Below are 20,604 nucleotides of genomic sequence, written 5' to 3' on the forward strand. Positions count from 1 at the left end.
ATTCGAATAGATGTCCAAAAATTTCCTCAGGAAATAAGTTTCATGCTATAAACCAATTTGTTCCAGTTTCTGTTTAAAAATTTCAAGAAACCCAACTTTGAATTCTTCAGTTAAAAAGCTTTTAGCAATAAAATCATGTACCTTATCTGTTTGCGTTGAAAAGTCTTTATAAATGTTATCACGAACCAATTCCGATAAGCCTAAGCTTAAAGCAAATTGATCAAAATCCGTTTTCTTAATTTTACGCTTTCTTCCACCTAATGTCAAAGCTAAATCATCCTTATCTGCTGGATAGATAAGATTTACATTTAACAAATCATAAGCTGGACTTAATAATATACCTTTCTCTGTATGCATCAAAGAAAAATTCTTTAAATGCTTATCGTTATTTCCTGTCAGAAAACTGAATAACACCAATCTAAAATATTTTATCGCATCCAATCCTGAGTTAGTAGCAAATTGCTTTATAACTTTTCCTACCCGTTCATATGAGCCATTGTATTTTTGTTCTGTCAGTAATTCTGAAAGTTGACATAAGTCTTCTACGTGAATTTTCTTCTGTTTTTGACGATCAAAACGCTTTGTTAAATAAGCAAATTCTCCAGAAGTGGTCTTGATTAGTGTATGCTCTGCGGTTTCAATTTTAAATAATTTAGCTAAATGCATAGTCAGATCCTCTACCTCAGGCATAAAAGGAAAATCTGTCGACTGTGGTTTCAATATATAATCCCCCCAAAGACCAACAACGGTTAATCTTTTATTTCCTTTTTCTCCATGTAAACTAAGGGAAATTTTTGGCTGAACTCCAGTTAAAGCCAGCCTTTCACTGACCGCAATTTGAGCAAGTTTATTCAATTTCTCTTTATCTAAATCGAGAACAGGAAAATTAGTAGTTCCAAAAAACCTTTTAGAACAATTAGGATGATAATCACCTTCTTCTACGGGATTATAGCAGTACAAACAATTAGCCATTTTGCTCCCCCTCCATCGGATATACAGATACTGCACCAATAGTATCTCTACATAAATTAATGAGTAACTCGAATCGGTCCCTTGGATTCAATTTCCAATATTTTTCTCCTATTTCTAATAGCCATCCTTCAGGAATGAGACCGTCAAAGAAAGGAAATAAAACTTTACTTTGATAAATTTGTGGGGACAATGGCATTGTCAAACTAATCGATTTCGGATCAGATGAATTCAAGTATTCTTCATCATAATAGAACGTAAATCCACCATCTGCTTCAGCCAAATATCCTGCTAATTTATCTTGATAATATATTTTAGCTCGACGTGCCATCAGTCTCTACTTTTTTCAATTACCCCAACTTCTTTCCCAAACAAGGATAACACATCATTCACTTTATCTAAACGAAGCGTCTTTTTACCTTGCTCTAAATCTCGTACGAAACGTAATCCTACCCCTGCATTTAATGCCAAATCCTCCTGCGTTAACTTGAGTTCCTTTCGCTTTTGTTTTACAAATTGCCTTAGTGAATTCATAATTATACCTTTTCTGATATAAAAATAGGTAAATAATAATTGATTATACTATTTCGGGTATAAAATATTAGCATAATCCATAGCTATCCCCATTATTTAATAGCCAATCCTTAGATTTAAAAAACAGGAATCGACAAAGTATTTCGCATTAGTAATTTAGAAGGTTTAAACGATGCCTATAAAAAAAACATAAATTATAATTTATTAATAGCTTATCTTTAGTTTATCGAGAAAAAAATTTTTAAGATTTTAAGAAATGAAGGTTGTAATTAATAAATTAAAGATAGTTGTAATTTCATCATTATTCATTTTTGGATCATGTGCTTCAAAACAGCAGCATGAACTTAATAAAATGAAGAAGGAATCATCTTATTTCCCAACTCCAAAGAATAAAAACCAAGAAGAATTATATAAGAATAATTGCTCAGCTTACACATTTAATTATACGAATAAATTTCCTGAAGAAAAAGATAGTGTAACAGTTTACGGAAAAGTAACAGTATGTTCAACAGGAAAGATACCTGAGTACAGTACGCTATATATCTACAATCAAGATAAAATCTTGGTAAAAAAAATGACAGTTGATAAATCCGGAAAATATCAAATTAAATTGAAGAAAGGATTATATGGTTCAATAGAAGTAGAATCAGAAGGAGCCAACATTTTTGTGCCCGAATCCTATTTGGGATTAAATGGTAGCTCATTGAATATTGATTTAAAATTATTGAGAGTTTATGTGTTATATTAATTAAATTATAAGAATATAGGATAGAATAAATCAGTATCCAACTTTAACATGTAAACATATTTTTCTCTTTCAAACAGTTAATTAACATTAAACAATTCCCTAATTTTCTGATAACAAACCTTACATAAATTTACCCTCCGAAAAACAAAAAGAAAGGATGAAGAGGAAAATCAACCTGCCCAACACATCTAACTAACGGCTAATAAAAATCTACCTTAAAATTCAATCCTTTGAATTCAAGCAATCGGATTGATTAAAAAAAATTCTACATGCTAACATTCTTAAATAAAGACTATGCGAGTTTTTACTTCGTATTTGGTCTCTGTTTTATCCTGCAGTTATGCTGCATTAAGGATTCTAGTGGTGCTAATCTCCACATAATCACTTCAGAATTCCATTCAAAAAATCTAAAAATAACCAATACTAGTGTTCAACAGACCAGTACCATAACTGGAATAGTGACAAATACCGCAGGAAAACCAATTCCTGGAGCCACAATAAGTATCCCGAAATTGGGCTTATCTACTTCTACCGATAAGGATGGAAAATATAGCCTGGATCTTCCAACTGGTGAACATCTGTAAAAGTGAGTTTTATTTCCTTTACGACACAAGAAAGGAAAATATCGGTAGCAGCTGGCTCAAAACAGGAATTCAATTTTTCCCTGATCGAGAACATTACCATCAGTTTTATCCTATTGCACAGGAACAGATTATCAAGAACCCAAATCTGGAACAGAATGAAGGTTATTAACCTTATTTTATAAAAACAACAGGAGCATTTCATAAACATGAAAGCTCCTGTTTGCTTTAGCTATTCTTGAATATCTTTTAAATTTATCCAGGTAATCCATACTTTTTGAAACCGGTAATATTCGTCTGGTCTGGCCATTGGAAGAATTAATTTATGGAATTATGCCATATATTTTATCATAGAGTAAAGATCATTCCATATGAAACACATTACCATTATTTGCCTAATATTCGCTATGAGCCTATTTTTTAGGACATATGCAACAGAACAAGAACCAGATCGTTTGATTATTAAGGGTGATACCATGCTGCTGCATGCTTTACCTTTAGAGCATTGGAAAAAACAAAACAAGTGGAATAAACCGCTATTTCCCGATTCATTAAGCGGTGTTTCTTCTGGATGTTGGCGAGGCTATATCGCTTATTGGGAAATAATAGATAACCGATTGTACCTAACAAATATCTTCAATGGAGAGAGAACGGCTAAAGTAAATCTAAAGTCTTTATTTGCTGAAAAAGTTAAAGATGGGCGAGTGTACCCAGAATGGTTTTCGGATACAGTGACTGCATACCAAGGGAAACTTCTATATTATATGCATATGGGCTTTTCCTCCATTTTCGAACATGAATTCGAATACAGCTTTGAAAAAGGCTTATTAAAAAATGCTTCTTACTTTGATAATTCCTTGTCGAAAAATACACCTTTTTATGGACAAATTCGGAACCCTAATTCAACCATCGACTCCCTTATTAACTGGCAGGCCCTCCCTCCAATCACAGAAACAATTAAAGTGCAACTTTCAGTTGAGGTCAATGAATTGGGACACGTGGATTCTATATTATCAATTCGCGGAAACAACGAGATTTTTATTCAAGAAGCGATACGGGTTGCTCGGTTATTTAAAAAAATGCCCGTAATATATAAAAGAGGCAAACACATGAAATTTTCATTTTTTTTACCTTTTACTTTTTCCGAGAAAAAACAAAAAGAGAATATGTAATGTAATCTGATTTTTTACCATGAAACACTTTGGTATCTAAAATTCAAATCAAGAGATTAAAAAACTTTGAAAATCTTCAGATTCTAAAAGTTGAAATAAAGTGGAAATATTAACATATTTCTTCTTAAAGGTTTTGGAATGGAGCATTCCTAATAGATCTTGGAAAACCGAATTTATTTTAAAAAAAGTGCTAGAACAATTACAAGTCAAATCAATGTATTCAGCCAATACAGAGCAGACTCCAGAATTTGATCCGGTGAATAAAGGCAATTAAAATTTGTGATGTGTAGGGGCGGTGAATGTTTCAGTTCGGGAATAAATTCTTCTGCCTATATGAGATTTTTTACTATGCAAAGCGAAATGAGCAATTTCATTGATTTCCGCATTTCTATTACTTAAAATTCCTACCTAGTTAACAAAAACTATGGTCTTCATAGTAAGAAAATCTTATTTTCTATAAGCCTTGAGTGTAACTCAGGGCTTATTTTTTTACTAAATAAAGATTGATTATCATACTTTATTTAGTAAAAATGCATAAAGTGAAGAATTTTGACGTGTAAAATTCAATTTCCTATTGAGAAATAATATAAAATAAAACAATTTAAATAGATAATTATTATACCCAAATATTATAATAATTATCTATTTTTGAAGTAATAAGTAAATTTAAATTAAAATATTAGCCTAAAATTTATTATTTTTAAATAACATAATATTTTTGGACAAATTAGCACTTCAAACCATGCAACACCTCTCTGACCGAGAACTATTATCATTGAACATCATGGATGACCAGGCCGTCTCTAAAACTCTATTTAACCGGTATTATAATAAAATCTTCTCCTTTTCAAATTACCTCCTTAAAAACTCAGAAATCGCAAAAGAAATAAGCATGGACGTGATGCTTAAACTTTTCGAAAAGAACAATAGCATCTCCTTAGAAGAAGGGCAGAACCTGAAACCTTATCTTTTCCGAGCAACAAAAAACGCAGTGCTGAACCACCTACGCTTGTTTACAACATAAGATATTTTTGCTTCCAATTCTTTGAGGTCCATCGCAGCGTCTGTCAGTGAGTCATCACATAAGCCATGAATACTTGGATTATCATCTATGGAACTGGTAAAGATCTTTACGGAGATTTCTTTTTAATTGGTTTTTATAGCGCCGATACCGTAATTAGGATCTTTTTCCAAGGGGAAAATGGCATGATTTTTTTATTGTTCACTAAATTCCATCTCTCCAAAAATTCTTCCTTATGACGATTAAGCTCTTCCTCGCTCAATCCTGAATTTTTACTTTTCCAAGCATTCTTTAAAAACTTCTCTAAATGTGCTCTTCCCTTTTCGGTTTGAAAATATTCATTCAGCAAGATCACCTCCGCTTTAGAACAGTTCCTTGAAAAAAATCTTCCGATAAATGCATTATCAATTCGCTGACTCATGCTTATAGAATTGGTTTATAATTTGGTTTATAGTAGTAATAACACCAAATCGAAAACCGAGTACTATTCCGATAAAAAATAATTTTAAAAGGATTTGGTTTTTCAATCAAAAACCAAAAGGAAAAAGAAAGTTAAAAGAAAATCCTAGGCTAATAAATGGGTTATTAGCTTATAAGAATAATTAAATAAACAAGCCCTAATGAGGAATCAATAGAACTAATATGACATTATAACTAAAATTTTTATTTCAACAAAGAGTTCAAATATTCACTGCTTATAGGTTCCAGCTTCTTCATTTCATCCTCTTTACGAACATGTGCATTCATTTCTTCAATATCTTTCACATACCTATCAAAAACCCTTTCTGACAAATGCAGTTCTTCAGCATCTTTAACTCTAAATAGATATTGATTATCCTTCAGTTCCAGATTAGAATAAACCCTATAAATAGCTGCTTTCGCTATCTTTGCATCATCATTAGAAAGCTTATTAATATCGATCGGACCCATCAACATACTATCAGAAAAATCGATCAATTGATCACCCTTTGCCAATTCTTTAATAGTTAAATGATCATAATTTGTACGATCAACTTTTTTCCCAACTTCACAAGCCGTTAAAAGTGCGATAGAAAGGAAGGTCAAAAACAACAATCTTGAATGCGTCATACCATTAATAATTAAATAGTTAGTCCTTAAAACTACAAAAAAAACACGACCAATTCCTTTAAAATCAGTATCGATTTTAAGTAATTCGTTTCTTTTCCACGATCCTATTTACCCTATACATCAGCAAAACACAGATTATAATACTTACAAATGTTATTATCACCAACACATTAAAATTCTCAAAACCCTTTCCATCTGCATCCTCAATCAAAATAACACCACCTAAGATTGAAGCAATACCCCCACTGGATTGCTGGATGGCAGAATTGATGTTCATGAAAGCGCCTCTTTCAGCAGCCTCTGGAATGGCAGTCATCATCGCCGTTGCACTAATGATCCTAGAAGAAACAAAGAGCATCATCAAACTGAAACTTAATGCCAACATGAAAATATTTCCCGCTGGAATATTTACAAACCAAAGAATGGCAACACCTGCCAACAGACTTCCCAACACAAATAGCTTATACTTTCCCCAAGAATCACTGATACGACCAAAAATTGGTGAACCGATCAAGGTGGCAATCCCCGCACTAAAGAACACCAATGGCAATTGATCCTCAGCATAATGGAGGTCAAAAACCAAATGTGGCGTAATATAAGGTTGAAGGATAAATCCGCCGGTCGCCAAGAAAAATGTGGTGGAAAAAGCGACCAGGTAATTTTTATTACTGAAGACTCGTTTTATTACCTGAAAATACCTACTATCAACCCCAGGGATTCGTTTCGAGGGAATCGGTTTCATATACCGGATCAATAACAAAAAATTGATCAGCCCTATAAATACAATAAAATAGAAAGGGATATGCCAACTCCAAATATGGGCCAAGTATAGTCCCAAAGGAATTCCTAAGATCTGGCTAACCGAAAATGCCATCTGGATAAACCCCATGACGCGTCCTCGGATTTCATACCTAAAATAATCCGTAACGATTGCGAAGGTAATTCCCGACATCACTCCACCAAATATCCCAGCAACAATTCTAGCCCCCATCAAAAGGTAATAATTGGGTGCCAAGGCGAAGAACAAAGTACCCAAAAGGAAACCCACATACATGAATAGCAAAATCTGTTTCCTATCAAAACGATCAATAAAACCTGCCAAGAGAAATCCCGAAGCGCCCGCACTCAAGGCATAGGCCGAGACCAAGATACCAAATTGATGGGTAGAGATTCCTAATGCCTTGATCAGTTCCGCACCCAATGGAGCCATAACGGCAAAATCCAAAACTACGGTAAATTGCACTACGGCCAATAAAGCCACCAAAAGCGCTTCATATTTTGAAAAATTCATGTCTAAAATAATTAGTGCATTATCCTTACAACAAGTTATTGCTGTTTTAGATGGAGAAAATCTATCAATTCTTTTGCTGCGGCACGACCTGCGCGGTTTGCGCCGATGGTAGAAGCTGATGGCCCATAACCCGTCAGGTGGATTCTAGGATCTTTGGCTACCTGCGTTGTTAATTTTCCGGTCATTTCTATGCCCCCTAACTTATTTACCAAATTTAATCCCGCTAAATGATCAATGGAATGACGGAACCCGGTATTCCAAAAAATGACATCGGCTTCCATGCTTGTTCCATCCGCCCATTTCACCCCAGTTTCTGTAATTTCCTGAAACATCTCTTTCCGATCCAAAACGCCACTTTCCAAAAGGTCTGCTATAGCAGGTGTATAAGGTAATCCCGTAACAGAAACCACAGATTCCACGGGAAGACCTTCCCGCACGCGGGCTTCTACCAAAGCTACCGCATCCCTACCCTCCAGCTGTGTAAATTCATAATTCCGAAAATCAGGCGGTCTACGGGTGACCCAAGTTGTGCTCGTCACTTTGGAGATCTCTCCCAGCAGTTGGACGGCGGAAATACCTCCCCCCACCACGATCACATGTTTTCCTTTAAATTCCTCTGCACTTTTATATTGCCCGGTATGCAATTGTATACCTTTGAATTTATCCCAGCCCGGATATTTGGGGCAATGTGGTGTTTTCCAGGTGCCTGTCGCATTGATAATACCCCGTGCATTGAATTGCACAGCATTCGTCTTGATCAAAAAACGACCATTGCGTTCTATAACCTCAGTAACCCTTACAGGCCGTATTACCGGCAATTTAAAGGTCTTTTCATACTGTTCATAATACTTTGGAAGGGCAACATTGGCCTGCATTGCCTTATCGTCCTTATCGATCACCTCGTCAAATCCTAAACCAGGAAGGTCATTGATCCCATTCACATTGCTCAATGTCAAGGAATCCCATCGATGTTGCCAGGCACCTCCAGCACCAAACTCATCGTCGAGCACGACGAATCCCTTTCCTGGCTCCAATCCTTCACGCTGCAAATGATAGGCCGCAGAAAGGCCAGCTTGGCCCGCACCGATAACCACGATGTCCACCTTATAATAAAGGTCAGGCTTTGATTTGTTTTCTTGTTCCACTGTTTGTTCCTCCTTAAGCATAACGAAGTTAATACATTTTACCAAATCCCAAGAGTTTCGCCTAATCCGCAATCGTTTCCGTAGAATTCCATGATAAAAGCCACCTCTTTTTCCAAAATCAGCCTGCTGAATCGTATCTTTATCATTTTGAAAAACACGATTATATTTCTAAAAATCAAGATACCAATGAGAAGAACATCAAAATTAATCCTTTTAGGATTAACAGGACTATTGATGAACTCGACCGCAAATGCGCAATGGACCGGTCCAAAGACAAAACCAAAAGAACGTATCGAAGTTAAATATGGACCCATCACGCCTAAGCATCGGACAGATGAAGCCATGGAAGCTTTCCGTAATTATGGTTTGGGACAATTTATCCATTGGGGACTTTATGCCATCCCAGGCAATGAATGGGAAGGTGTATCCGCAAGAGGCGGTGCAGCCGCTTCGGAATGGATCCGTACCTGGTCGGGACCCAATGCGCCAAAAAACTGGAAGGAAATCTACGACAATCTTTACAAACAGTTTAATCCTACCGCTTTCAGTGCGAAGAAATGGGCTAAACAGGCCAAGGATATGGGTGCCAAATACATGATTTTTACGACAAAACATCATGATGGTTATGCCCTATGGCCAACGAAATATTCATCCTACAACATCAGCAACTCTCCTTATAAAAAAGATATCGTAAAAGAAGTGGTGGATTCCTATAACGCTGAAGGCATTGATGTATACCTATATTTCTCTATTTTGGAATGGAACAATCCGGATTACCTATCCAAGGCTCCTGAAACAGAAGAGGAGAAAAAAAGATATAATAGGTTTCTTCAATATACTAAGAACCAATTATTGGAACTTCTCCAGAATTATCCGACCATCAAAGGATTTTGGTTTGATGGTACTTGGGATAAATCATGGGTTCAGGCCTATGAATTCACGTACAACCTGGAAAAAGAATTGCGTGAAAAACATCCAGGTCTGATCATTGGATCAAGGTTCAGAAATGATGAACACGGAAAGCGCCATTTTGATAGCAATGGAGATATCCTCGGAGATTACGAACAAGGTTGGGAAAGAAAATTACCTCAAGAATACGAATGGTTGGATGGTAATGATTGGGATGCCGTAATGACCATACCACCTAATGGATGGGGATACATGAAAGATTGGTCTGGAATCTATACCAAAACAACGGATGATATTTTGGATATGCTAATGCATACCGTTTCGTTGAATGGAAATTTTGTGCTCAATTTTGGTCCCGATGGAAAAGGATTGATGCACCCTGGAGAAGATAAAATCGCAAAGGAACTTGGCGATTGGATGAAAGTGAATGGCGAGGCAGTTCAAGGCGTAAGGCACGCGGATCTTCCAAAAACTAAGATGGGATATTTGACCCAGAAGGATTCAACCCTTTATCTAACAGTATTTAATAGGCCGGTAAATAATTTGGCTAGGTTAGCATTCCCTAAAAAATCTACTGCATTACCGATTAGTGCTAAGTTATTATTGAATAATAAAGAATTAACAATCAAACATGCTGATATCGGTTTGGATTTGGATAAGAACACCTACTTTGATATTGTGCTACCGAAGGATTTCCAAACAGATCGCGCCTTTGTTATAAAAATTAAACTCGGACAACCTAAAATAAAATCTGATAAATTGATGGATGCGAAGATGTAAGTAGACTTAAATCTCTCATATTATACGTTATTGCGAAAGTTTTCCCGTCATTACGACGGTTTTCCCGTCATTGCGAGGAGGTACGACGAAGCAATCTTTACACTAATCGAAAGATTGCTTCGTTCCTCGCAATGACGGGATGATTGCTTCGTACCTACAAATAACAGATAGTTTGCTTCAAGGTAAAAGTATAGTTTAATTGACATGTAAGTGAGGTGTAAGTGCTAAAAGGTACTTACACCTCACTTACATGTCACTTACAAATCCCTTACACCCCGAATCGAATACATGCCATTCATAATTGATTAATCATTAAAACAATCTCAACTATTCTATCCGTTTTTAATTTTGTAAAAAACTAAATTACCCAAATTAAATAATCAAATATATTGCTCTAAACTTAATACTAAGCAACTTTAGTGATAAAATGCATTTATATAATTTAATATTTTAGGAAATTGTTACAGATTATGTAATACATATTTTAGTCAAACGTTTGCGTGAATTTGGACAAACGTTTGCGTTGTTTAACCTTTATGTTATTATAAAAAAGAATATTATTATTGTTAGTAGCCTTAAGTCAAGGTGACCAATTTTGGTTTATTCCTTGATTTATTTTAAACCAGATTATTAGGAATTTATAACCAAATACCATTAATAAAAGAACCAAAAAAATCAATAAGAAATAATTTAACCGAAACACTTTTTATATTAAAATTATGAACAAACATCTACATCAAAACTTCGTCGAATAAACGAAACACATCCTAGCATTGGCCTAAAATAACCTGGTCAATAACATTCATTTTTATTAACAAAATTTAAACTGGAAATAATGGTAAAAACTTCCATAAGTCTTTCTATTGCTTTATGTTTATCCTTTGGTGGCCTCCAATTGAATTCTGCGCACGCGAAAACATTTGGAGAATCTTCCTTAAAAGGATATCGTATTCCATTTGTCAAATCCCAAGTTGACACTTCGGAGTATAATGCAAAAACAGACACCATAGGCCAAATGGTAAAGGCCTTACAAAAGTTCAAAAATGCTAAGGATACAATCAACATCCGCGAAGCATCTGCTGTTCCAAACCTATCCCTTCAACAAATTGCTAAAGGGCATCTTGCTGGTCTTTATGTACAAGAACCTAATGGTGAACCAGGAACAGAACAGAGCATGATCGTTCAAGGTCCTTCAGGAATCTTGTTCTCCAAAAAAGATGTGTATGCCCTTCAACCTGCCGTTTATCTAAATGGCGTTCCTTTAGTGGCCGACAACCCTTTCGCATTTGATGTTCAGAAATACGATTACAATCGGGTGGGACCGGCGAATAACCTCTTAGCACAGATCAACATCAGTAACATCGAATCAGTGGTATTGGTGAAAGATCCCTTCGAATTGGCCAAATTAGGACCAAATGCTGCGAATGGGGCTTTATACATCACTACAAAAAATGCCAAAGCCGGAATCCGTGATATCAGCTTGAACACTTATTTTGGCTATGCAACCGCACCGAAAGTAAATACCGTCAATGGGGTTTATGAAAATAACTTCAGAAGACCTTTCTACGAGAAATATGGTAATCAGCAACGTTATGATGATTACGCCTTGTATTTAAGGGATTCGACGAACACCGCCTACTTTGGCCCTTCCAATTGGAACGACCTATATTATAAAAACACCCCAACCTATTCAGCCGATCTAGGTATTACCGGAGGAAATGAAAGAGCGAATTTCCGTTTCTTCGGTTCTGGAACCAAAAATGCCGGAAATGCCGATGAGACAAACATCAATCGTTACAACGTGTTCTTCGGAATTAATATGGCACCATTCAAATGGTTAACCGTATCCAGTAACGTGAATGCTGTTCGTTTGGATAGAAACCGCAATAAAAGTCTTCGCGACCGTTTTGCAGAGACCCGCTATATTCCCGATCTATCAACTCCCCTTTCTCCAAACAAAGACAACTTTGGTCTTTATTTAGACGAGAACAAGAAAAATGTGGATAATAACAGAACTACTTCCATCAATGGTAATTTGACCCTTAGTTCCAAATTGAACAGATTCTCGCTTCAATCGAGTTTATTCTTCGATTATAACGAAGGTATCCGCGATTACTTTACGCCGTCTACCCTAATGGACGGGGTAAGTTATATTTCCACCTATTTTGGTTATAACCAACGGATGATCTGGAACAATACGATCGGTTATGATTTTGACCTGGGTGATGACCATTCCTTAGATCTAGAAGTTGGCCATGTTTACCAAGGTGACACCTATAAGTATAACTATGCTAGAGCCTATAATGGACCTAACGATTACGTAAAATTGGTTTTTGTAGATCCGGGAGCTCAAGGAGATAGTTATTTGAATGCCTTGAATGCAGGAAATTTTTACGTTTTCCGTTACATCGACAAGGAGCTTAACAATTTGCTTTCCTTCTATGGTTCGGCAAAATACAGCTATAAGGACATCTTTAAGTTAAACGCTATGGTACGTCGTGATGGTTCATCGAATGGGCAACCAGATAGCCGTTGGATGACTACGCCAGCTGTCAGCATGACCTATAACCTCAAAGATCAATTGTTCGCTGGAAGCAGTTTCTTCAATCAATTGGAGCTATCAGCAGGTTGGGGAAGAAATGTACGTATCTTCTTAGATGATCGCTATGCAGCAGGACCTCAATATCGTTCTGAGAGTGGATGGTATGAAGAACCTACCATTCCAGGATATGGAGGTGTATTAGGGATCAACCGTCCTTATGAGAGTGGATTTATTGGCTATGGAATCAAACTTCCTTATGCCGATAGGACCAATATTTCCTTAGATGGAACTTTCTTGAACAACCGCATGAATGCCGCTATTTCCGTTTATAACAGAAATGATAAAAACCAATTGGTTGGTGTACCAGTGCCGTTGGAATCCGGTTATTCCGTAAATTATAAATCAGGTCTGGAAGTTAACAACAAAGGAATTGAATTCCTATTGAACGGACAGATCATTCAAAATCCTGAAAGCTTCAACTGGCGTTCATCCATCAATTTGAATTATAACAAGAACGAAGTCACGGCACTTCCGGATGGTTATAAGGAAATCATCAATGGTGACAACAGATTAGAAGTTGGAAAACCTGTTACCTCTTATTGGATCTATAAAAACCAAGGGATCTACAATACCGATGCAGATGTACCTGCAGGCCATACCTTCAATGGAATCCCATTATTTGCGGGTGATCCACAATGGGCTGACCTGAATAACGATAACCGCATCGATACACGCGATAAAGTAATGGAAGGTAATCGATTACCTTCGTTGATCGGAGGCTGGAGCAATACCTTTGCCTACAAGAACTTCGACTTGAATTTCCATTTCTTCTTCGCGACAGGCCATAAAATCCTTAACCAATACCAGGCAACCAAGTATGATTTCATCAAACGTGAAGCCAGTAACGATATCACTTCTGTAAAAGAAGTATCCTCATGGCAATCTTTTGAAAAAGAAAAAACATACCCAATCTACAATCCTTGGTCGGATGTAAATGCTTACCGTGTTGATCAGGATCTATTCCTGGAAGATGCTTCCTACTTGAAATTAAGATCTGTTACACTAGGTTATGATTTCAAAAACGCTTCTTTCTTGAACAGCTCATCCGGCAAATTCAGAAGAGTATACCTCTATGCTACGGCATTGAACGTATTGACTTTCACCAAATTCACTGGTGTTGATCCTGAATTGAGCAATTACAACGGTTTATACGATGGAGCAAACTTAACCATCCCAAGAACATTTGTATTGGGCCTTAAATTGGATTTATAGGATTAAAACGTGTATATCATGAATTTATCGATAAGAAATATAAAAATTAAAAGAGCATTTTTTGGTCTTACCATGACGGCCGCCCTACTGGGAACTGGTGCATCGTGCAGCAAGATCGACGATGTTCCTTCTACCCGCTTAGCATCCGAGGAAACCAACTGGAAAACCTTGGAAGATGCAAAAGCCAACTTAATGTCCATCTATGGATTAATGCGTTCGGCAACGGTAGCAGATAATGGTCACTGGTTAATGGGCGATCTTCGGGAGGGTGATTTCACCATCACCAATCGATCTGACCTAAAGGCAGTCGTCAACAATCAACTAAATGCCTCCTACCCTGTTATTGAACGAGTAAGTAACTGGAGACGTTTCTATGCAGGTATCAATGCTGCAAGTTTATTCATTGAACGTTCTAGTGAAATTTTAGAGCTTGATCCCCGTTATACGGAATTGAACAATAAGGTGGATATCGCCCAAGCAAGAATGCTACGAGCATATGCTTACTTCTATATGAGTAGAATATGGGGAGATGTGCCATTGATCACTTCCTCCCACGATGGTGATTTTATCAAAACAGAGCGCACCTCCCAAGATCGTGTTTTAGGTTTTGCGACTTCAGAACTATTGGACGCAGCGCAGGTGGTTCCTTTCCGTTATGGCGGAACTGACCCGATCTATCCTGGCTTGTATTACGGTGGCGGATGGTCTTCTTGGAATGGAAACATTTGGACGCGTTTATCAGCCTACATCATCTTAGCTCATATTGCTGCTTGGCAAGGAAACTATATCGATGCAGCTACTTATTCAAAATTCGTTTTGGACAACCAATCCACACAATATTATGTTGATGGTGCCAACCCATTGGATTACATCAATATGGATGCTTTAACAGAAAACCAGAACAACTATAGCCCATTTGCCTACAAACGTGCTACGGTAATGGTTGGTTTCCCATTTGAAGCAGGAAATGGTTTATCTACTGCGAATGGGCATATCGAGCAATTGACCTTGGCATCCCCTTTCATTCCGAAATCAAAACCGGAAATGTTCGTCAGCAAGGATAGCATTATCAATATTTTTACCGACCATAAGGATTTAAGATTTAGTAAGGATTTGGTATCCGGCTACTACCGAACAAACTATTTCTATGGTTTCGATTCAGAACTTCCAATCTTCAATAAGATCAAAGTATTATACCCATCGCAGACTTCAGGAAATGTTACCCTGTTCAGTTCATCCATGGTGTTCAGCCGCATGGAAGAGATTACCCTTTTACGTGCAGAAGCATTAGCTGCTTTGGGTGATATCGACGGCGCCTATACTGCTTTGAATAAAGCATGTAACCTGCGCGGAATCGTTTATTCAACCCAAAACTCACCAGATGTCATCAAAGCGATTTTTGATGAAAGAAGAAAAGAGCTAATGGGTGAAGGCTGGAGATGGTATGATATCATCCGGTACCAACGATTGAAAAGATCGAACGCCCCTTTTGCAGAAAAAGATGGCAAGCAATTAACATTCAAAGAATTTGAAGATGCCGGAGGTATCTATTGGCCGGTTTCACAAGCTGTTATCAATGCCAATTCTTCGATTACACAAAACCCTTATTGGTTATAAATCTAGATTGATGAGTATGAAAACATTATTAGTAAAAACTCCAATAGCGGTATTCCTAGGAATATTATGCTTATGGTTCAGCTCTTGTTCAAAGAGTGACTCACCATATTACGATTATAAAAATGACGTACAATCTTTCAATGGTACGACCTTGGAATACCTGCAAGCCCAACCGGCAGGAACATTTGATTCCCTGTTATTGGTGCTTGACCGTCTTCCTGGCCTGAAGGATTCTTTGAACAATAACCAAGTAACCTTATTCGCCCCAGTGAATCTGAACTTTGCTGCTGCGATGAAATATTTAAACCTTGAACGTCGCCAATTAGGTGAACCTGAACTTTCTTTAAGCACGGTTGATCCGCTACAGTTGGACACCTTAGTTGCCCGATATATTATCCGTGGTGTAAAAACCACAGACGATTATATCCCTGAGTTGGATGGGCTTTTATTGACCTCGATTGCTTACGATTATCCAATGCATGTCCGTTACGTCAAACTAAGTGCTTCAGGATTCGAGAGTGGAGGCGCTAGTGCCGTTGATTTCAGCAATCCTTTCGGATCGAACATCAACAAAGATTGGATCACTACTCGTGCTACAACGGTGAACATTAAAACAACCAATGGAACCATCAATATCCTATCTGCTATCCACAGTTTTGGATTTGGTGAATTTACAGACCGTATGAACCCTATAGAAGATGATGAAGATGAAAACTAGTAAATCAATATTCAAGATTGGCATCGCGCTATGCTTGGGAGTGCTTACTTTTTCATCATGTAAAAAGAACCTTCCAGAAGAGCGTTTGTCGATTGCAAATGACTCCAAATACAATGTAACTGTATTTCAACCGGTGCTCGGAAGAAGTACCCTTTTCAACAATATTTTCCAATACGGAAATTCCAGTAGACCGCTTGATTTCAAGATTGTCAACATGCGAACTTTCGATGGTGAACCAGCTCCCGAACTAACCGAACATTATCCTGTCCTGGTTTGGAAAGGGATCTACAATGGTACTGAAAAGTCCATTGAAGAAATTGAAGCGAAAAGGACCATAGAGAACCATCCCTTATTTGATATCAGACCACATTCTGGCGATTTTATCATGTGGGCATCCGCCAATTCAAACATGATTAAAGCTCAACCAGATTCTGGATACGTGTTTGATGTGGAAATGTCGAACTCAGGTGGCCGAAAATATTTTCAGAATATGCGCTTAATGCCACTGCGAGAACGTCCGTATGAACCTTCCAATTTAGACCCAATCACCGGTCAAGGAACAAGCGTTTCGGTAAATCCCACTTCGGTATTTATGGCCGGTCAACGAGGTCAATATTTCAATACCCGTGATGATGTACAAGTATTGTTCAAGAAAACTGGAAATGGAAACAGCTTAACCATTAAGTTCATCGATTCCCTTTCCAATCCTATCGATCCGAACAATTTCGACGAAACAGATTGGGAAAACCTCGTGCATGGGTTCAACATGAAAAAAGATGATAAACAAGTGAAATACGATGTGGCTTATCCAATTCCTTTGAGCTCCTACCCGACCAGATACACAACGGTATCAGGAGATCAGGCACATATGGTTTTTAGATATAGTAGAATGGCTTTTGGGAATGTCCTTCAAAAGAACTACCTGACCTTCAACTTTAAAATCTTCGAAAAAGCCGATTGGGAATTGACTTTCTGGTTTAAACGGGACAAGCCAAAATTCGATAATGATTAGTGGTCCTTTACATTCATTTTAAATGATTATTTCAATGAAATATATAAAATACATCATCGTATTACTGCTTTTCACCATGCAGGATGTAGCCTGGGCTCAACAGCGCATCACGGTGACTGGAACAGTATATGACGCATCCTCCGGAAAAAGAGATCCGCTTTCCAGTGTAACCATTCTAAGTAATGGCCTGTCGATCGGATCAACAGATAATAATGGTAAATTCAGTATCAATGTACCGAACAATGCGACCTTGGTTTTCAGAACCATTGGTTATGACAGTAAATCGGTAAAGGTGGACAATAAAACTTCCTTAACGGTTGGTCTGACCTCTAGTAGTGAAAAAATTGCCGAAGTAACCGTAACATCGGGTTACCAAACCAAATCGAGAACCTTAAATACTGGTTCTGCAGTTACCATCTCCGGAAAAGACATCCAAGGCCAGCCAGCTGGCGACGTGATGAGCTTATTACAAGGTAAAGTGGCGGGTCTTAATATCCAAAACAATACAGGAGCCCCAGGTTTCCGTGGTAGTGTGACCATCCGTGGTATCTCTAACATCAATGTGACAGGTAATGGTAATAATGCCTTCTTAACACCTACTTCGCCTTTATATGTGATCGATGGGGTTCCTGTAGATGATAATGCCGATTATTCCTATGGTTTCCAACAAGCTGGGCCAGGTGTTTCTCCTGCATCCCAAATTCCACCCGAGGATATCGAAGATATCACCGTATTGAAAGATGCGGCAGCAACTTCCCTTTATGGTTCCAGAGGTGCTTACGGTGTTATCTTGATAACGACCAAACGTGGTAATTCTAAAGTCCCAGTAGTCCGCTATAATGGTTCTGCTTTTATGTCTGCTGTTCCCCAATTAAGATCAGTAATCGGAGGTAAAGAAGAACGTTTAATGCGTATCCGTCAAATATTGATGAACGATACTTCAGCTATCCACGCCTTAGATTTAGTGAATAACACCCCTTTCCTTTCGGATAGTTTGAATGCGTATTATAACAACTCTACCGACTGGCAATCTTACTTCTATAAACCAACGTACAACCACAACCATAACCTGAATGTATCGGGTGGTGATGTACAGTTCAACTACAAAGTGGTTTTAGGAGCTTATGATGAAAAAGGTATTCAGGAAAACACGGGCTACTCTCGTTACAATCTGAATATGAACATGATCTATAATCCGGTTCAAAAATTCAAGATCGAAGCCTTGCTCAATAATTCCATTCAGAAGCAACGGATGGGAAGTGGTAATGGTCTGCTGAATAATGGGGTAGCCACAGGAGGAGCATCTTCTTCCCTATTACCAGCACCATCCTTATATTCATCGGTAAACTCGGTATTAGGTGCTTTAACCACAGATGATGATAATAAGGTATTGAACACCAACGCAACAGTGAACATTTTCTATGACCTGTTCAGGAATTTTAAAGCAGGTGTTTACAATAGTTATACGACCGTTTCAAGCACCAAGGACAACTTCTCTCCTGCTGCTTTGAATTCAAACCAAGCGAAATATTATACCTATAATGACAGGGCAACTACCTTGTACAACCGTGCGCAATTATCCTACGTGTTCGGTTTCCGGGAAAAACCTGGTGATGAGGAATTAGCACATAACTTCAATTTATTTGCCTTCTCTGAATTAAGGGCATCCTTTTTCAAATCCGACGCGATGTTGAATGACAAGGTGGTGAATGACCAATTGAGAGGTCCATTAACGCTAATGACCAGTTACCTGAGCTCGAAAGGTGGTACCATTGGCTATACCGATCTGAGAACTGTAGCTTTCGCGGGAAACTTCTCTTATAACTACAAATCAAAATATGTATTGGATTTCAATTACCGTGTAGATGGACTTTCCACTAACGGACCAAATGCTGGTTACAAGAAAAACCCATCCATCTCCTTAAAATGGAACTTTGACCGGGAATCATTCCTTGACGCTTGGACCTGGTTAGACTATGGTGACTTCCGTGTATCTTATGGTTCGAACATTTCTCCAAATGGAAATATCTACCAAGCTTACGGTAAGTTATATGCTGGAGGTCGTTACAATAACCAAAACACGGTTATTTCAGATTTAGGAACACTTCCAAACCTTTCCTTAGAACCAACAAAGGCAACAACATACAACTTTGGTATGGACTTCTCCATTTTCCAGAACAGATTATCCGTGATGTTTGATAGTTACTACAAACAAAACGACCATATCTTTAAGGAGAAGCAATTATCATCGTCGAACTCCTTCAATGTCATCGGTTCTACGGAAATCAGTAATGTCAACTACGGTTGGGAATTCCAAGCCACAGCAAGACCATTATCACCATCCAGTCCTTTCAAATGGAACCTTTCTGGAAACTTTGCCATCAATAGAGAGATCTTGGCAAAACTTCCTGATGGTTTGAGGGAATTTATTCAAATTGATAATTCCTTGGGGCAGTCTCTATATTACCGTTTAGGAACGAACTCCCTATCCAACTATTTATTCAATACCAAAGGAGTTTATACTTCCTTGGATCAGATCCCTGTTGATCCAGTAACTGGTTTGCCAGTTCGCGTAGGCGGAAATGGTCTTTTGAATTACTTCAAACCTGGGGATCCGATTTATACGGATTTGGATGGTAACTATATCATTGATAATTATGATCAGGTTATTGCAGGTAACTCGCAACCACAGATTACTGGTGGTTTGATGTCCCTATTGCAGTATAAGCAATGGAGTTTAGAAGTAAATACATCCTTTACTTTAAAACGTGATATCCTAAACAACAGTTTAGCTGCTCAATTTGGGTTGTTTGGAAAACCTACCGAAATGGGCGGTTTAGTTCCGATATCGCAATATAATTTCTGGCAAAACGTGGGTGATGATGCTGTTTATCCAAATCCTTTTGATTTCGTACGTTCGGCAATTTTGAACCCTTTCCGTACGAACCAGACCTTATTCCAGGAAGATGGATCTTACTTCAAATTGAACTCCGTAAAAGTTTATTATAACGTTCCACAGACGTTGTCACAACGCTACGGTATGAACAGATTAAGTATCAATTTCACGGCTGCGAACCTAGGGTACATCACGCGGTACTCTGGTCCTAACCCGGAAAGTGTATCGGCTTTGGGTAGAGATATGTCTGGAGGTTACCCACTTCCAAAACAGTTTACCCTTGGATTAAATGTTGAATTCTAATTTGA

18 protein-coding genes are annotated in these 20,604 nt (G+C 37.8%); 11 read left to right on the forward strand and 7 right to left on the reverse strand.

What is annotated here, in order from left to right; translation table 11 throughout:
- Positions 1-45: 45 nt before the first annotated feature.
- Genes VJ786_RS10485 through VJ786_RS10495 form a run of 3 tightly spaced genes read right to left on the reverse strand, consistent with a single transcriptional unit; the run spans position 46 to position 1,503 of the window.
- On the reverse strand, positions 46-972 hold the full coding sequence (locus tag VJ786_RS10485; RefSeq protein WP_336557682.1) for a HipA domain-containing protein: 927 nt from the start codon (positions 970-972) through the stop codon (positions 46-48).
- Complete coding sequence (locus tag VJ786_RS10490) at positions 965-1,300, reverse strand: HipA N-terminal domain-containing protein (RefSeq protein ID WP_099367308.1); 336 nt, start codon at positions 1,298-1,300, stop codon at positions 965-967. Before VJ786_RS10490 ends, VJ786_RS10485 begins: the two co-directional genes overlap by 8 nt.
- Positions 1,300-1,503, reverse strand: a complete 204-nt coding sequence (locus VJ786_RS10495; RefSeq protein WP_099367307.1) for a helix-turn-helix transcriptional regulator — start codon at positions 1,501-1,503, stop codon at positions 1,300-1,302. Before VJ786_RS10495 ends, VJ786_RS10490 begins: the two co-directional genes overlap by 1 nt.
- A 256-nt stretch (positions 1,504-1,759) precedes the next feature.
- Between VJ786_RS10495 and VJ786_RS10500 the strand changes: the two genes are divergently transcribed.
- The 5 genes from VJ786_RS10500 to VJ786_RS10520 all read left to right on the forward strand — a co-directional run bounded on the left by VJ786_RS10500 (position 1,760) and on the right by VJ786_RS10520 (position 5,028).
- The gene (locus VJ786_RS10500) at positions 1,760-2,251 is read left to right on the forward strand and encodes a hypothetical protein (protein WP_336557683.1); all 492 of its coding nucleotides are present in this window, start codon (positions 1,760-1,762) and stop codon (positions 2,249-2,251) included.
- 269 nt (positions 2,252-2,520) lie between these two features.
- A complete protein-coding gene (locus tag VJ786_RS10505) occupies positions 2,521-2,835 on the forward strand; it encodes a carboxypeptidase-like regulatory domain-containing protein (protein ID WP_099366028.1) in 315 nt (104 codons plus the stop codon).
- Complete coding sequence (locus VJ786_RS10510; RefSeq protein WP_099366027.1) at positions 2,792-3,004, forward strand: RagB/SusD family nutrient uptake outer membrane protein; 213 nt, start codon at positions 2,792-2,794, stop codon at positions 3,002-3,004. Before VJ786_RS10505 ends, VJ786_RS10510 begins: the two co-directional genes overlap by 44 nt.
- Positions 3,005-3,203: 199 nt before the next feature.
- Complete coding sequence (locus tag VJ786_RS10515) at positions 3,204-4,004, forward strand: hypothetical protein (protein WP_336557684.1); 801 nt, start codon at positions 3,204-3,206, stop codon at positions 4,002-4,004.
- Between the two features lie 718 nt (positions 4,005-4,722).
- Positions 4,723-5,028, forward strand: a complete 306-nt coding sequence (locus tag VJ786_RS10520) for a sigma factor (RefSeq protein WP_336557685.1) — start codon at positions 4,723-4,725, stop codon at positions 5,026-5,028.
- 133 nt (positions 5,029-5,161) lie between these two features.
- Here the strand turns inward: VJ786_RS10520 and VJ786_RS10525 are convergent, their stop codons facing one another.
- The 4 genes from VJ786_RS10525 to VJ786_RS10540 form a co-directional block, all read right to left on the reverse strand.
- On the reverse strand, positions 5,162-5,446 hold the full coding sequence (locus VJ786_RS10525) for a hypothetical protein (protein ID WP_099366018.1): 285 nt from the start codon (positions 5,444-5,446) through the stop codon (positions 5,162-5,164).
- A 242-nt stretch (positions 5,447-5,688) separates the two neighbouring features.
- Entirely contained in the window at positions 5,689-6,114 is a 426-nt protein-coding gene (locus VJ786_RS10530; protein ID WP_099366017.1) for a hypothetical protein, read from the reverse strand.
- 76 nt (positions 6,115-6,190) lie between these two features.
- Entirely contained in the window at positions 6,191-7,405 is a 1,215-nt protein-coding gene (locus VJ786_RS10535; RefSeq protein ID WP_336557686.1) for an MFS transporter, read from the reverse strand.
- Positions 7,406-7,440: 35 nt separating this feature from the next.
- On the reverse strand, positions 7,441-8,571 hold the full coding sequence (locus VJ786_RS10540; protein ID WP_099366015.1) for an NAD(P)-binding domain-containing protein: 1,131 nt from the start codon (positions 8,569-8,571) through the stop codon (positions 7,441-7,443).
- A 165-nt stretch (positions 8,572-8,736) separates the two neighbouring features.
- Between VJ786_RS10540 and VJ786_RS10545 the strand changes: the two genes are divergently transcribed.
- The 6 genes from VJ786_RS10545 (at position 8,737) to VJ786_RS10570 (ending at position 20,599) form a co-directional block, all read left to right on the forward strand.
- The gene (locus VJ786_RS10545; protein WP_099366030.1) at positions 8,737-10,239 is read left to right on the forward strand and encodes an alpha-L-fucosidase; all 1,503 of its coding nucleotides are present in this window, start codon (positions 8,737-8,739) and stop codon (positions 10,237-10,239) included.
- 835 nt (positions 10,240-11,074) lie between these two features.
- A complete protein-coding gene (locus tag VJ786_RS10550) occupies positions 11,075-14,053 on the forward strand; it encodes a SusC/RagA family TonB-linked outer membrane protein (protein ID WP_336557687.1) in 2,979 nt (992 codons plus the stop codon).
- Between the two features lie 18 nt (positions 14,054-14,071).
- Positions 14,072-15,670: a RagB/SusD family nutrient uptake outer membrane protein gene (locus VJ786_RS10555; RefSeq protein WP_336557688.1), complete on the forward strand. Its 1,599-nt coding sequence runs from the start codon at positions 14,072-14,074 to the stop codon at positions 15,668-15,670.
- Positions 15,671-15,686: 16 nt separating this feature from the next.
- Positions 15,687-16,388 carry a fasciclin domain-containing protein gene (locus VJ786_RS10560; protein ID WP_099366012.1) on the forward strand — a complete coding sequence of 234 codons (702 nt, stop codon included), beginning with the start codon at positions 15,687-15,689 and terminating at the stop codon, positions 16,386-16,388.
- Positions 16,378-17,400, forward strand: coding sequence for a DUF5007 domain-containing protein (locus VJ786_RS10565; protein ID WP_180268429.1), 1,023 nt, complete (start codon positions 16,378-16,380; stop codon positions 17,398-17,400). Before VJ786_RS10560 ends, VJ786_RS10565 begins: the two co-directional genes overlap by 11 nt.
- Positions 17,401-17,434: 34 nt before the next feature.
- The gene (locus VJ786_RS10570; RefSeq protein ID WP_099366010.1) at positions 17,435-20,599 is read left to right on the forward strand and encodes a SusC/RagA family TonB-linked outer membrane protein; all 3,165 of its coding nucleotides are present in this window, start codon (positions 17,435-17,437) and stop codon (positions 20,597-20,599) included.
- Positions 20,600-20,604 lie beyond the last annotated feature (5 nt).

This window comes from Sphingobacterium tenebrionis, assembly GCF_037126265.1.
GTDB lineage: Bacteria > Bacteroidota > Bacteroidia > Sphingobacteriales > Sphingobacteriaceae > Sphingobacterium > Sphingobacterium tenebrionis.

Excerpts from the sequence above, each read along its gene's own strand:
- VJ786_RS10485 (WP_336557682.1), bottom strand. The coding sequence starts at position 972 with ATGGCTAATTGTTTGTACTGCTATAATCCCGTAGAAGAAGGTGATTAT.
- VJ786_RS10490 (WP_099367308.1), bottom strand. The coding sequence starts at position 1,300 with ATGGCACGTCGAGCTAAAATATATTATCAAGATAAATTAGCAGGATAT.
- VJ786_RS10495 (WP_099367307.1), bottom strand. The coding sequence starts at position 1,503 with ATGAATTCACTAAGGCAATTTGTAAAACAAAAGCGAAAGGAACTCAAG.
- VJ786_RS10500 (WP_336557683.1), top strand. The coding sequence starts at position 1,760 with ATGAAGGTTGTAATTAATAAATTAAAGATAGTTGTAATTTCATCATTA.
- VJ786_RS10505 (WP_099366028.1), top strand. The coding sequence starts at position 2,521 with ATGCTAACATTCTTAAATAAAGACTATGCGAGTTTTTACTTCGTATTT.
- VJ786_RS10510 (WP_099366027.1), top strand. The coding sequence starts at position 2,792 with ATGGAAAATATAGCCTGGATCTTCCAACTGGTGAACATCTGTAAAAGT.
- VJ786_RS10515 (WP_336557684.1), top strand. The coding sequence starts at position 3,204 with ATGAAACACATTACCATTATTTGCCTAATATTCGCTATGAGCCTATTT.
- VJ786_RS10525 (WP_099366018.1), bottom strand. The coding sequence starts at position 5,446 with ATGAGTCAGCGAATTGATAATGCATTTATCGGAAGATTTTTTTCAAGG.
- VJ786_RS10530 (WP_099366017.1), bottom strand. The coding sequence starts at position 6,114 with ATGACGCATTCAAGATTGTTGTTTTTGACCTTCCTTTCTATCGCACTT.
- VJ786_RS10535 (WP_336557686.1), bottom strand. The coding sequence starts at position 7,405 with ATGAATTTTTCAAAATATGAAGCGCTTTTGGTGGCTTTATTGGCCGTA.
- VJ786_RS10540 (WP_099366015.1), bottom strand. The coding sequence starts at position 8,571 with ATGCTTAAGGAGGAACAAACAGTGGAACAAGAAAACAAATCAAAGCCT.
- VJ786_RS10545 (WP_099366030.1), top strand. The coding sequence starts at position 8,737 with ATGAGAAGAACATCAAAATTAATCCTTTTAGGATTAACAGGACTATTG.
- VJ786_RS10550 (WP_336557687.1), top strand. The coding sequence starts at position 11,075 with ATGGTAAAAACTTCCATAAGTCTTTCTATTGCTTTATGTTTATCCTTT.
- VJ786_RS10555 (WP_336557688.1), top strand. The coding sequence starts at position 14,072 with ATGAATTTATCGATAAGAAATATAAAAATTAAAAGAGCATTTTTTGGT.
- VJ786_RS10560 (WP_099366012.1), top strand. The coding sequence starts at position 15,687 with ATGAAAACATTATTAGTAAAAACTCCAATAGCGGTATTCCTAGGAATA.
- VJ786_RS10565 (WP_180268429.1), top strand. The coding sequence starts at position 16,378 with ATGAAAACTAGTAAATCAATATTCAAGATTGGCATCGCGCTATGCTTG.
- VJ786_RS10570 (WP_099366010.1), top strand. The coding sequence starts at position 17,435 with ATGAAATATATAAAATACATCATCGTATTACTGCTTTTCACCATGCAG.